The sequence below is a fragment of the Streptomyces sp. NPDC005302 genome, from assembly GCF_040607345.1.
GTDB lineage: Bacteria > Actinomycetota > Actinomycetes > Streptomycetales > Streptomycetaceae > Streptomyces.
In genome coordinates this window covers 101,654-114,259 of the sequence record NZ_JBEXGN010000005.1, presented here as the reverse complement: position 1 = coordinate 114,259, position 12,606 = coordinate 101,654, and the positions used below count along the sequence as shown (strand labels likewise).

9 protein-coding genes and 1 tRNA gene are annotated in these 12,606 nt (G+C 74.3%); 5 read left to right on the top strand and 5 right to left on the bottom strand.

Features of this window, described 5'->3' with window-relative positions; genetic code table 11:
• The first annotated feature begins 11 nt into the window (after positions 1 to 11).
• Positions 12 to 87: transfer RNA gene (locus ABZT74_RS09195), tRNA-Arg, on the top strand.
• A gap of 218 nt (positions 88 to 305) precedes the next feature.
• Here the strand turns inward: ABZT74_RS09195 and ABZT74_RS09190 are convergent.
• Positions 306 to 590 (bottom strand): DUF1876 domain-containing protein, encoded by a 285-nt coding sequence (locus ABZT74_RS09190; protein WP_355863313.1) that lies wholly within the window; start codon positions 588 to 590, stop codon positions 306 to 308.
• A 274-nt stretch (positions 591 to 864) separates the two neighbouring features.
• Here ABZT74_RS09190 and ettA point away from each other — a divergent pair, with 274 nt between their 5' ends.
• Genes ettA through ABZT74_RS09175 form a run of 3 tightly spaced genes read left to right on the top strand, consistent with a single transcriptional unit; the run spans position 865 to position 3,674 of the window.
• On the top strand, positions 865 to 2,529 hold the full coding sequence (gene ettA, locus ABZT74_RS09185) for an energy-dependent translational throttle protein EttA (protein WP_355863315.1): 1,665 nt from the start codon (positions 865 to 867) through the stop codon (positions 2,527 to 2,529).
• A 6-nt stretch (positions 2,530 to 2,535) separates the two neighbouring features.
• Positions 2,536 to 2,946, top strand: coding sequence for a thioesterase family protein (locus ABZT74_RS09180; protein WP_355863317.1), 411 nt, complete (start codon positions 2,536 to 2,538; stop codon positions 2,944 to 2,946).
• On the top strand, positions 2,943 to 3,674 hold the full coding sequence (locus tag ABZT74_RS09175; protein ID WP_356433859.1) for a hypothetical protein: 732 nt from the start codon (positions 2,943 to 2,945) through the stop codon (positions 3,672 to 3,674). The genes ABZT74_RS09180 and ABZT74_RS09175 overlap by 4 nt, the downstream gene beginning before the upstream one ends.
• A 24-nt stretch (positions 3,675 to 3,698) precedes the next feature.
• On the opposite strand, the gene ABZT74_RS09170 is transcribed toward ABZT74_RS09175, so the two are convergent.
• The 4 genes from ABZT74_RS09170 to ABZT74_RS09155 form a co-directional block, all read right to left on the bottom strand.
• Positions 3,699 to 4,694 carry an ABC transporter ATP-binding protein gene (locus ABZT74_RS09170; RefSeq protein WP_356172048.1) on the bottom strand — a complete coding sequence of 332 codons (996 nt, stop codon included), beginning with the start codon at positions 4,692 to 4,694 and terminating at the stop codon, positions 3,699 to 3,701.
• 85 nt (positions 4,695 to 4,779) lie between these two features.
• Positions 4,780 to 7,587, bottom strand: a complete 2,808-nt coding sequence (locus tag ABZT74_RS09165) for an FtsX-like permease family protein (protein WP_356433858.1) — start codon at positions 7,585 to 7,587, stop codon at positions 4,780 to 4,782.
• Position 7,588: 1 nt separating this feature from the next.
• Positions 7,589 to 10,876: an FtsX-like permease family protein gene (locus tag ABZT74_RS09160; protein WP_356433857.1), complete on the bottom strand. Its 3,288-nt coding sequence runs from the start codon at positions 10,874 to 10,876 to the stop codon at positions 7,589 to 7,591.
• Positions 10,877 to 11,026: 150 nt separating this feature from the next.
• Positions 11,027 to 11,440, bottom strand: coding sequence for a globin (locus ABZT74_RS09155; protein WP_179165238.1), 414 nt, complete (start codon positions 11,438 to 11,440; stop codon positions 11,027 to 11,029).
• A gap of 154 nt (positions 11,441 to 11,594) precedes the next feature.
• On the opposite strand from ABZT74_RS09155, the gene ABZT74_RS09150 reads away from it, so the two are divergent.
• Positions 11,595 to 12,584, top strand: coding sequence for a methyltransferase domain-containing protein (locus ABZT74_RS09150; protein ID WP_355863328.1), 990 nt, complete (start codon positions 11,595 to 11,597; stop codon positions 12,582 to 12,584).
• Positions 12,585 to 12,606: the final 22 nt, after the last annotated feature.

The following is a 12,606-nucleotide window of genomic DNA, read 5'->3' as shown; positions in this document are numbered from 1 at the left end:
CGACACAACCGGCCCCCGTAGCTCAGTGGATAGAGCAGGCGCCTTCTAAGCGCTTGGCCGCAGGTTCGAGTCCTGCCGGGGGCGCCAGTCTCCGCCCTCCCTCGGGAGGGCCTTTTGCTGTTCCGGTCCGGCCCGTCGGCCCCGCCGCGCGGCCCTCCCCGGCCCGCCGTACAGCCCTCCGAGACCGTTCCGGCGGCGCGAAAAGCGGCACAACAGTGATCCTTTCGGCGTACGGCATTCACCTCGCCGTACGGCCGAACGGCGCAGCCGCTCTCCGCCACCGCCCGTCCCGCGGAGTGTGCCGGTCACCTGAGCGTGTGCGAGGTCCTGCCCGACGCGTCGTCGATCTCGTCGTGGGCCTTGGTCAGCAGACGCATGGCGAGCTCGTTCAGCGCCCGCCCGCCGGCGACCTCCTCACCGACCCGCGGCTGGTTCGCGTCGGACGGATGGCGGCTGGCGTACCCGTGGGCACGCATCTCGCTGCCGTCGGGGAGCCGCACGAGGGCCGCGGCGCGCGTGCGGTGCTCGTCCTCCTCGAATTCCATCTCGACGTGCCAGCCGACCGTGGTCCGTGGCCGGGTCTGTGTCATCGCGATCACCTCCGGAGCCGCGTCCCCCCGCCGACCCCCCGATGAACCCTCTCCTGAAAGTGTCCTCCTTCGGCCCCTCCCGCACGAGACGGGCCGGATCCCGGGGACCGGGAGCGGGGGGTGGAGACGGGCGGTGACGGTCCCGCTACCGGCACGGACGGTGAACGGCCAGGTCACGGGCCCTGGACCGAACGGGTTTCCCCCGAGGGGTGGCCGTCAGGCAAGATGGGGTGTATCTGCCCACTGCCGATTTCAAGCGTCCGGACGGTTTCTCTTGGCTGAGTTCATTTACACCATGCGCAAGACGCGCAAGGCGCACGGCGACAAGGTGATCCTCGACGACGTCACCCTGAGCTTCCTCCCGGGTGCGAAGATCGGCGTGGTCGGTCCGAACGGTGCGGGTAAGTCCACCGTTCTCAAGATCATGGCGGGCCTCGAGCAGCCCTCCAACGGTGATGCGTTCCTGTCGCCCGGCTTCAGCGTCGGCATCCTCATGCAGGAGCCGGAGCTGGACGAGTCGAAGACGGTGCTGGAGAACGTCCAGGACGGCGCCGCCGAGCTGATGGGCAAGCTCAGCCGCTTCAACGAGGTCGCCGAGCTGATGGCGACCGACTACTCGGACGCGCTCATGGAGGAGATGGGGAAGCTCCAGGACGACCTGGACCACTCCAACGCCTGGGACCTCGACGCGCAGCTCGAGCAGGCCATGGACGCGCTGGGCTGCCCGCCCGGCGACTGGCCGGTCACCAACCTGTCCGGTGGCGAGAAGCGCCGTGTGGCGCTCTGCAAGCTGCTGATCGAGGCTCCGGACCTGCTCCTCCTCGACGAGCCCACCAACCATCTCGACGCCGAGTCGGTGAACTGGCTGGAGCAGCACCTCACGAAGTACGCGGGCGCCGTCGTCGCCGTCACGCACGACCGGTACTTCCTGAACAACGTCGCCGAGTGGATCCTCGAACTGGACCGCGGCCGCGCGATCCCCTACGAGGGCAACTACTCCACGTACCTCGACAAGAAGGCCAGCCGCCTCAAGGTCGAGGGCCGCAAGGACGAGAAGCGCGCCAAGCGGCTCAAGGAAGAGCTGGAGTGGGTCCGGTCCAACGCCAAGGGCCGCCAGACCAAGTCCAAGGCCCGCCTCGCCCGTTACGAGGAGATGGCGGCCGAGGCCGACAAGATGCGGAAGCTGGACTTCGAGGAGATCCAGATCCCGCCGGGCCCGCGCCTCGGCTCCATCGTCGTCGAGGTCCAGAACCTCTCCAAGGCGTTCGGCGACAAGGTCCTCATCGACGACCTCAGCTTCACGCTGCCGCGCAACGGCATCGTCGGCGTGATCGGCCCGAACGGCGCCGGCAAGACCACGCTGTTCAAGATGATCCAGGGCCTGGAGACGCCGGACACCGGCGCGATCAAGGTCGGCGACACGGTCAAGATCAGCTACGTCGACCAGAGTCGCGCCAACATCGACCCGAAGAAGACGCTGTGGGCCGTCGTCTCCGACGAGCTCGACTACATCAACGTCGGCCAGGTCGAGATGCCGTCCCGGGCCTACGTGTCCGCCTTCGGCTTCAAGGGCCCGGACCAGCAGAAGCCCGCGGGTGTCCTCTCCGGCGGTGAGCGCAACCGGCTGAACCTGGCGCTGACCCTCAAGGAGGGCGGCAACCTGCTGCTCCTCGACGAGCCCACCAACGACCTCGACGTGGAGACCCTGTCCTCGCTCGAGAACGCGCTGCTGGAGTTCCCCGGTGCGGCCGTGGTCATCTCCCACGACCGCTGGTTCCTGGACCGGGTCGCGACGCACATCCTCGCGTACGAGGGCGAGTCGAGGTGGTACTGGTTCGAGGGCAACTTCGAGTCGTACGAGAAGAACAAGGTCGAGCGTCTCGGTGCCGACGCGGCCCGCCCGCACCGCGCCACCTACAAGAAGCTGACCCGGGGCTGATCGGTCTTGCGCCACATCTACCGCTGCCCGCTGCGCTGGGCTGACATGGACGCGTACGGCCACGTCAACAACGTGGTGTTCCTCCGCTACCTGGAGGAAGCCCGTATCGACTTCCTGTTCCGCCCGGAGAAGGACTTCAAGCAGGGGTCCGTGGTGGCGCGCCACGAGATCGACTACAAGCGGCAGCTGGTCCACCGGCACGCGCCGGTGGACGTAGAGCTGTGGGTGACACAGATCAGGGCGGCGTCCTTCACCATCACCTACGAGGTGAAGGACCCGGACCAGGTCTACGTCACGGCCTCGACGGTGATCGTGCCGTTCGACTTCGAGCAGCAGCGCCCGCGCCGGATCACCGCCGACGAGCGCGACTTCCTGGAGTCCTACCGGGACGACGAGGACGAGGCCGTCGCGGCATGACCGTCCTGCACCTCGCCGACGCGGGGGAGGCCGCCGATCTCGGCGCCTTCCTCGCCCGGCTGGTCCACTACGACCGTGCGGCCGCCGTGCGCCTCCAGGCGCACGGCACCACCCTCGCCGTGTTCGGCCGGCCCCCGTCGTTCGAGGTCCTCGCGATCCGCACGGCACGGCTGGCCAAGCCCTACGAGCACGGTCTCGACGACACCCTCGACGTGACCGTCTCCGCGGGCGAACTCCTGGAGTCCGTCGACGAGCCGGCGGCCACCGCGACCGTCCCGGGCGCCGTCACCGGACCGCCCTGGGCCGGGGTGCTGCCGCCGCGCGGCGGCTGGCGGCAGGAGCCAGGGCTGCCCTCCCCGGACGCGGTGCGCGCCACGGTCGCCGCCGTGGTCGCCGAATTCCGCTCCCGCACAGGGGAGTTGGCGCCCGAGCTGCGGACCCGTGCCGAACTGGACCGCCTCGGGCGGGAGATCTGGTCCCGGCCGCTCGGTGACACCGCGCTGCCCGTCAGGGCCGCGCACGCCGCCCAGGCGCTGGGATTCCTGCGTCCCGCCGCTCCCACCGCCCCCCGTGTCCCGGCCCGCGCCGCGGACGACCGGCGACTCCCCTCCGGCGAGGGCGAGTTGGGGCTGTACTCGTCGGGAGCGTGGCTTCGGCTGCGCACGCCCTTCGGGTCGATAGCCGTCCGCAGGGCCGGACTCGGCGCCCTGGACATCAGCGTCCACTGACCCGGTACTCCGGGAACCGCAGGGTCACTCGGGACGGCTGTCGTCCGGCCACACGCCGATGTGGTCCGCCTCCAGCTCCAGGGCCACCCGGTCCCGCATGCCCAGCGCCCGCGTGTGGTCCGCGGGGAGTTGCAGGCGCCCCGCCCGGTCGAGCATCGCGTACTCGCGGGCCACCACCGCCTCCTGGCCCGTCGCCGCGTCGACCTCCGTGCGGCGCAGCACCTCCGTGGACGTCCGCCCGTCGCGGATGGCGACCGTGCGGCGGACCTCCGAGGCGACCGCCTGGTCGTGCGTGACGATCACGATGGTCGTCCCGAGCCGCTCGTTGGCCGTGCGGAACGCCGAAAAGATCTGCTCGGCGGTGTGCGAGTCGAGTTCACCGGTGGGCTCGTCCGCGAGCAGGACGGCCGGCGCGTTGGCGAGGGCCACCGCGATGGCCACCCGCTGCTGCTGACCGCCCGACATCTGGTGCGGCCGCCGGGCACGGCAGTCGCCGATCCCCAGCAACTCCAGCAGCTCCAGAGCCCGTTCGGACTGCGCGCGGCGGCTCGTCCGGCGGGCCGCCAACTGCATCGGCAGAGCCACGTTCTGGGCCGCGGTCAGGTAGGGCAGCAGGTTGCGGGCGGTCTGCTGCCAGACGAAGCCGACGACCTCCCGGCGGTAGCGCAGCCGGTCCTTGGCGTTCATCGTGAGCAGATCGCGGCCCGCCACCCGTGCCGCGCCCGCCGTCGGGGTGTCCAGTCCGGCCAGGATGTTCATCAGGGTCGACTTGCCGCTGCCCGACGCCCCCACCAGAGCCATCAGCTCGCCCTCCCGGACCAGCAGATCGAGACCCTGGAGCGCCTGCACCTCCACCCCGTCCGTGGTGAAGATCCGGACCAGGCGGTCGCAGGTGATCAGGGCGTCGTGGCCGTAGGCGGGACGGTCCCGGCGGGCGGCGGCGCGGTCCGCGAGGTCGGCGAACGTCGGTCCTGCGGGCTGTGCGGAGCCCGCGGTCCGAGTCGGGTCGGCGGTGGTCATGGGCGACTCCCGGTGCTGCTCGTCGAAGGGATGCGCGAGGTGGCGGCCGAGCCCGCGGGCGGCCCGCGGTGCGGGAGTGCTGCCGTCATCGTCCGTCCCCCGCCCGCAGTTCCCGGACCGAGCCGCGCCGCCCCGTCCACCACGCCTGCGCCAGCGCGACACCCGTGGCGACGGCCAGTACGGCCAGGGACGGGACGAGCAACGAGAGCGCGTCCGTGCGGAGCCGGGCCGCTCCGCCGGGCACGGGGCGGCCCGCCACCGCGATCGCCGTCAGATCGAGCCCGGGGGACAGGAGACGGATGGCCGCCCAGCCCGTGAGCGCGCCGCCGACCGCGGCCAGCAGGGCCTGGGGCAGGGACTCAAGGACCAGGAGGCGGCGCCCCTGGGCCCGGGTGAGGCCCATCGTGCGCAGCCGGGCGAGGAGTGCCGAACGTTCCGGGGCGGCCCGGACGAGGGCCAGCAGCAGGGCCAGCACGGCGTATCCGGCGCCTGCCGCGACCGCCGCCGTGTAGATCCGCTCCGCGCCCGACTGGAGGGGCGAGTCGACGTACGCCGCCCGTACCTCCGCGCGCAGCCGGACGTCCACGCCGCTGCCCGCCGCCCTGCGCAGCGCCGCCCCGTCGAGGTGGTTCCCGGTCAGGAGCACCGCGGTCGGCCGCGCGGCCCGCACGGTGAGGGCCTCCCGGTCCACGACGAGGAAGTCCAGATCGGTCACGGCGGGCGTCACGTCCCGTACCGCCGCGATCCGCACCGTCACCTTGCTGTCGTCCTCAAGGCGCACGGAGAACGGGGCGGTGCCGAAGCGGTCGGCGAGGGAGGGGGACGCGATGGCGGGGACCACGGTCCTGTCGGTGCCCGCTCCGGCGGAGCGCAGTGTTCCGGCCGGGAACCCTCCGAGGCCCAGCTCCCGGGCCAGGTGTCCGTAGGCGCCCGGTTCGACGCCCACGAACGCCGCCGTCTCGCCCGCGGTGCCCGACCCCCTGGCCGCCTGGGCCCGGTAGGCGACGCTCACGGGGACCGCCTCGCGCACGCCCCGGGTGCCGCGGATGCGGTCGGGGAGAGCGGTGGGCAGGGCGTGGGTCGCCTCGACGCGGGCGTCGGCGCCGGTGGTGAGGAGGGCCGCGTGGTCGCGGGCGGTGTGCACGCCCGCGAGGACCGAACCGCCGAAGGCCGCCGTGGTGAGCGCCGTGAGGAGGGCCAGCAGGGGCAGTGCCGTGGAGGCCGAGGTGCGGCCCGCGCGGGCCAGCGAGAGATGGGCGACCACTCCGCGCAGCCGCCCGGCGGGCCCGGACAGCCGGCGCAGGGGGAACGGATAGAGCCGGACCAGGACCAGGGCCGCGATGACGCCGACCAGCACCGGCGCCAGGGCGACCAGCTGGTCGCCGGACCCTCCGGGGGAGCCGGCGCCGTCGGTCCCCCCGCGCCGCAGGCCCGCCACCGCGGCCGTCGCCAGCACCAGAACGGTGAGTTCCGCGACCGTGCGGCGCCGTGAGGGACGTACGGACGCGATGTCCTCGCGTCCCCCGTGGACGAGGACCGCGCGATGGGCGAACGCGGCACGCACCGGCAGGGCGGCGCAGGCGAGGGCGGTCACCGCGAGGGCGGCGGCCACGGCGTAGGAGACGCGGCCGTGCGGGACGGCGAGCAGGGCCAAGCCGAGGCCGAGCGCCCCCGCCGGGACGGCGACGACGGCCGTCTCCGCCAGCAGTCGCCCGAGGAGGCCGCGCAGCGAGCCGCCGCGGGCGCGCAGCAGGGCCAGCTCGCCGCGGCGGCGCTCGGCGGCGAGACCGCTCGCCATGAGGACGACGACCGCGGCGACCGTGCCCGCGCCGAAGGCGGCGACGGCCACCAACGGGGCGATGCCGGAGCGCAGTTCGGTGAAGGACGCCAGGACCTCGTCGAGATCCGTCGTCGCGTCCGTCAGCGGGTCCACGCGCTCACGGATCCGCGACAGACCGGGGCCCGACTCCAGCGCGGCGACCGCGGAGGCGAGCCGGGACACGTCGTGCGCGGTCGGACCGGACGTGTCGGGCGCCACCTGCCAGTACCGCTCGGGTTTACCGGGCGTGCCGAGCAGGACCGGTCCCGCGTCCGGCGCCAGCAGCAGCGCGCCGATCCAGTACGTGCCGCCGTCGCTGGGCAGTTGGATGAGGGACGGATCGCGGATCAGCGGGGTGGACATCCAGTACGCGCCGTCCGGCTCGCGCGGCGCGACGATGCCGGTGACCCGGACGGCCAGCGGCGCGCGCTCCAGACCGGGCACGTGGATCACCGAACCGACCACGATGTGCAGGGCCTCGGCGGTCTCGGCGGTGACGGCCGCCTCCACCTCGGGAGTCGTCGCGGTGACCGAGCCCGTCGCGCGGGGCAGACGGCCCGAGGCCGTACGGGAGTGATCGCCGAGGGCGTTCTGGGCCACGAGCGCGATACGGGGCGGCAGCCCGCTCGGCCGGGCCAGAAAGGAGTCCGGAACGCTGGGGGGGTTGGCGGTGCGCACCCCGTACGAGGACTGGGCGCGGTCGGCGACCAGGGGCTTCTCGACGGCGGACAGCACGGCGGCGTAGCCCTTGCGCAGTGCGGTCTCGCGCAGCGCGTTCTCCCCTTCCTGCCGGGAGAGTTCGACGTCGGGCCGCGGGGCGAACAGCTGGACGGTGGTCAGCCGGGGTGCCGCCTCGTCGAGGGTGCGGCGCAGGCCGGCGTCCTCGTACCGGTCGACCGCGCGCGGGAAGGCGGCGGCGAGCGTGGCGGTGAGCGCGACGAGCAGGGCCAGCGCGAGAGCCGCCCCGGGGGCTGCCCGCAGCCGGGTGCGTACCCAGGGGGCCACCACCCTCGGCCCGTCCGGGCGGGTGCGCCCGCGCGCTCCGGCATCCGTGCCGTCGTCCGTGCCCGTCATGTCACTCGCCTCCCTGCCGGCGCAGCGAACTGTCCGCGTCCGGGCGGCGCAGCGCCATGAACGCCGTGATGGCCAGAGGTGTCACGGCGACGCCCGCCAGCAGCACGGCCACATGCGGCAGAGGGAGCCGCACCAGGACGGCGGGCACCGGGCGGGTGGCCTCCGAGGTCAGGACGATCAGGGGGACCACCGCGCGGGTCAGCACCGTTCCGAGCACCACCCCCACCACCAGCGCCAGGCCCACCAGGACGCCCTGTTCGGCGGCGATCAGCCGGGCCAGCTGGCGGCGCGGCGCGCCCAGCGCCCGGAGCACCGCGAACTCGTCCCGGCGCTCGCGCAGCGAACCGGCCGTGCTCACCGCGAACCCGACCGCCGCCAGCGCCGCCGCGACGACGGCCGCCGCCGCGAACGCGGCCTCGGGGCCCGCCCCGAACGGGTCGTCGCGCAGCCGGTCGGCGACCTCGTCCCGCACGACGACCTGCGACGGTTCGGTGCCGGGCAGCTTGCGCAGGGCCGCGGCGACCCGCGCCGCGTCGCGCGGCGCGGTGTCCAGCCACCACTCGGTGGGCGGGACGCTCTGCCCCTCGTGCGCCTGCAGCACCCGGTTCACGGCTCGCAGATCGACCAGCAGCGCCCCGCCGTCACCGTCACCGCCGTCGGCCTCCGAGGTGGTCGGCAGGGCCCGTACGGTGTCCACGATCGTCACGGGGACCGTCTCGCCCGCGAAGGGCACGTCCAGCTGCTGCCCCTTCCGCGCGCCCGCCGACTTCAGGAAGCGGTCGGTCGCGACCGCCGTGACCTGCGCGGCGGTCGACCGGTCCGGGTGCAGCCGGACGGTCACCGCGGTGACCTGCCAGGCCAGATCCCGCGGCACGTAACCGGTGCCGTAGCGGACGGACAGGGCCGTGCCGGAGGACGTCACCAGCTTCGGGCGGGTGGGTCTCGTGCCGTCGTCCGACGCCGCCGCGGTGCTGCTGGTCTGGGAGTCGGCCTTCCAGCCGGCCGGCAGCGCGAGCCGCCGCCGTGTCCCGCCGGCGTCACTCACGTTCACCTCCCGCAGGTCCACCTGGTGTCGCTGTGCCGTGTCGACGGGCTGGGTCATGTCCAGCTGGACGCCGGTCAGTGTCAGGGGCCCCGCCGCGAGGTCGAGGGACAGGGCGTGCGGCCGTCCGTCGGCGGGCAGTTGACCGATGCGCTCGGTGTACGGCGTCCCGAAGCGGTCCTCCAGCGTCGCCGAAACGTCCACCTCCACGCGGGAGTTCGAGCTGCGCAGCCGCATCACCAGACCGAGTCGCGTCGAGCCCTTCGGGATCGCGACCCCCTTCGTGGCGCCCCTCGCCGCGAGCCCCTTCAGCAGCGGTCCCGCGGGCCGTGCGGCCAGATCGCCGCGGAGCAGCATCCCGTCCGCGGCGTGCGCGGTGTCCATCGCGAGGACCGCCGCCGTCCGGCCGCCCGACAGCGGCAGGGTCGTCCGCAGGGTGGGCGCCGCGGCGCGGACGCCCGGGAGCGCGGTCAGGACGGCCGCCTCGCCCGGTCCGGCGTCGCTGTCCGCGCTCACGCGCACCGGCGTACCGGCGAGGAAGTCCGCCTGGTCGTCCTGCGAGCGGTTCCAGGAGGCGCCCTGGCCGATGGCGAGCATGCCCATCGCCACGGCGAGGACCAGCAGCAGGACCGGTCCCGCGCCGCGCATCGGGCGCCGGCTGAGCTGCCAGCCCGCGAGCGCCGCGGGCAGCCCGCGGCCGCTCGCCGCCCGGTGCTCGGCGAGCCGCGCCACGGGCGGCAGCAGCCGCAGGGTGAGCACGGTTCCGGCGAGCAGCGCGAGGGCGGGCGCCGCCACCAGGAGCGGATCGATGCCGAGCGACCGCACGCCGGTTCCCGCGGTGGTGCCCGGCCCGGTGGAACCGCCGTTCAGGGCGCCGGAGGTCTGCCGGTCCAGCTGCCAGTAGGCGACGGCGGCGATCACCAGCAGGCCGATGTCGGCGCCCGCGCGCACCGGAGCCGGCAGCGCCCGTGCCCGCCCCGCGGGGCCGTCGCCCGACGTGAGCGCCGGCAGGGTCACCGCGAGGGCGCATCCCAGCGCCACTCCCGCGCCGACCAGCCACACCCCGCCCCGGCCCTGGGCGACGTCCAGGCGCAGTCCGATGCGGGCCAGCGCCCCCTGCCCGGCGAGCAGCCGGGTCAGCGGGCCGGCGACCAGCGGCGCGCACAGGGCGGCCGGCACGGCCAGCAGCAGCGCCTCCAGGGCGGCGAGCCCGGCGATCCGTCGCCGGGAGGCTCCCCGGGCCCGCAACACCCGTGTCTCGCCCGCCCGTTCGGCGCTCAGCAGCCGGGCGACCAGCAGCAGCGCGTATCCGGCCAGGAGGGCCAGCTGCAGGGCGACGATGAGGAGGGTGGAGCGCGACACGAGCAGCGAACGCTCGACACTGTCCAGGATCTCGGGCAGCGCGGTCGTCACGGCGGTCGCACCGCTCAGCGCGTGGTTCGCGCGCAGGGCCGGCTGGGCGTCCCGAGCGGCGTCCCGCAGGGCCTCGATGCCGCCGGGCGAGAGCGTCGAGAAGTCCGCCGACGCCTGCCACGCGGACTCCCCGGCGCTGACCCGGCCGCCGGTGAGGACGCCGGGATCGGCGAGGAGGGGACCGTACGTCGTGAAGTCGACCTTCTTGATCCCGCGTCCGCCCAGCTCGTCCAGCCGCCAGTAGGGCGCGTCCGGCCGGGCGGGCCGGTACAGCCCGGTGATCAGGACCTTGCGCCCGGGGCCGCCGAGCCGGTCGACCAGGGCGAGGCGGGCGCCCGGCTTCAGACCGAGCCGTTCGGCCGCCGACACGGGCAGGGCCACCTCGATCGCCGAGCCGCCGGGACCGGTCGCCGGTCCGGGCAGCCGTCCCGCGGTGATGTCGACCTGGGTGCGGTCGAGGGCGGCGAAGTGGGTGAGGTCGGGATCCCCGGCCCGCGCGGCGGGTTCCTGGAGGGACCGGGGCAGTGCGTAGGAGCCCGACCGCACCAGCGTGCGCACGGTCACCGGGTATCCGGCGAAGGTGCGCCGGGCCCCCTCGCGGACGGCGGTGTCCGCGGCGGCCCGCTGGTCCGCGGGGAGGTCGGCCCGGACGACGAGCGCGGTGTCCGCGGTGTTGCCCGGGTCCCGGAGCGCGTGGCGCAGCGAGGCGTCGCCGATGGCGGCGGAGTAGGCGGTGAGCGTCGCGAGGACGGCCGTGGTCAGCAGGACCGTGAGCAGCGCGGCTGCCAGCAGCAGGCGGTGCGCCCGTGCGCGCAGTAGGACGAACCCCGTCACCCGGCCCCCCGCCGTCGTTCCGGATCTCGGACGATCGCGATGCTGTCAGAGCGGAGGGCCCGCGGGTAAGCGCTTGTAGACCTGCCTTGACCGGATCGTGACCGGAATCCGACGTCGAACGACCGGAATGCGCCCGTCAGTGACCGGTGATCAGCCCGCCGTGTTCACCATGGAGGCGGCCGCGTACGTCAGGTAGTTCCACAGGGTGTGCTCGTGCTCCTCGGAGAGGCCGAGCTCGTCGACCGCGACGCGCATGTGCCGGATCCAGGCGTCGTGCGCGGCCTGGTCGACCTTGAAGGGCGCGTGCCGCATCCGCAGCCGCGGGTGTCCGCGGTTCTCGCTGTACGTCGTCGGGCCGCCCCAGTACTGGATCAGGAACAGCGTGAGCCGCTCCTCGGCCGGGCCCAGGTCCTCCTCCGGATACATGGGCTTCAGCAGCGGATCCTCGGCGACCCCCTCGTAGAAACGGTGCACGAGGCGGCGGAAGGTCTCCTCGCCGCCGACCTGCTCGTAGAAGGTCTGCTCCTGCAACGTGCCGCGCCGAATCTCATTCACGTCCCCCATGCTCTCAGACCCGGTGACCGAGGACCGAGGGCTTAGGACCACCCCCGGGAACAGCGGGGTACGGCGTCCCCGCGGTGACTTCGGGCGGATCGCGGGGGAGCCGCCGCGGGTGCGGCCGCTCGCTCCGGGAGCCGTACGGCAGCACAGTGGAGGTATGGGTGCGCATGCTCTGGAGACCGGACCGGAGGACCTCGCCTGCCGGGCGCGGGCGGCCCTCGTCCGCGAGATCGACCGGAGCGGGTCCTTCGCCGCCGACCCGCTCTGGCGGGAGGCCTTCGAGGCCGTCCCGCGCCATCTCTTCGTGCCCTTCTACTACGTCGGCGGCGCGGCCGGCACCGGCGGCTTCGAGCGGGTGTGGAGCGAGGACCCGGACCCGCGGGTCCGGGACGACTGGCTGCGCGGCGCCTACGAGGACACCCCGCTGGCGACCCGGGTGCGCGACGGCGAACTCGTCTCCTCCAGCAGCCAGCCGTCGCTGATGGCCAGGATGCTGGCCGAACTGGACGTACGGGACGGGCACGACGTCCTGGAGATCGGCGCCGGGACCGGCTACAACGCGGCCCTGCTCGCGCACCGCCTCGGCGACTCCCGGGTGACGACCATCGACCTCGACGCGGAGATCACCGAGGCCGCACGCCGGCACCTGGACCGGGCCGGACACCACCCGGCCGTCGTCACCGGCGACGGCGCCCGCGGGGTGCCCGAACGGGCCCCCTTCGACCGGATCATCGCCACCTGCACGCTCACCACGATCCCGCCCGCCTGGCTGCCCCAGTGCGCGCCCGACGCCCGCATCCTCGCCCCGCTGGCCACCGGACTGATCGCGCTGCGCGTGCGGGGCCCCGGGCACGCGGAGGGCAACTTCCTGCACACGCCCGCCTACTTCGTGCCGCTGCGCGGCGACACCTCGCCCGGCCCGCGGCCCGAACAGCTCGGCGGGCTGCCGCGACGGGCCCGGGGCCAGGACCTGCTCCGGTTCCTGCTGACCCTGACCGCGGGCCGCCTCGACCCGCGGGAGGCGTACGCGCTGTGGGAGCGTGAGGGCCGGCCGGAGCGCGAGCGGTACGGGGTCACGGTCGGCGACGGGCGCGCCCGTGCCTGGCTGGACGATCCGCGGGGGCGATACGTCTGGCCGCTGACGTGAGGCGGCGCCCCGCCGGCGCGGC

Coding starts and splice junctions, on each gene's coding strand:
- ABZT74_RS09190 (WP_355863313.1), bottom strand. CDS start 590: ATGACACAGACCCGGCCACGGACCACGGTCGGCTGGCACGTCGAGATG.
- ABZT74_RS09175 (WP_356433859.1), top strand. CDS start 2,943: ATGACCGTCCTGCACCTCGCCGACGCGGGGGAGGCCGCCGATCTCGGC.
- ABZT74_RS09170 (WP_356172048.1), bottom strand. CDS start 4,694: ATGACCACCGCCGACCCGACTCGGACCGCGGGCTCCGCACAGCCCGCA.
- ABZT74_RS09165 (WP_356433858.1), bottom strand. CDS start 7,587: ATGACGGGCACGGACGACGGCACGGATGCCGGAGCGCGCGGGCGCACC.
- ABZT74_RS09155 (WP_179165238.1), bottom strand. CDS start 11,440: ATGGGGGACGTGAATGAGATTCGGCGCGGCACGTTGCAGGAGCAGACC.
- ABZT74_RS09150 (WP_355863328.1), top strand. CDS start 11,595: ATGGGTGCGCATGCTCTGGAGACCGGACCGGAGGACCTCGCCTGCCGG.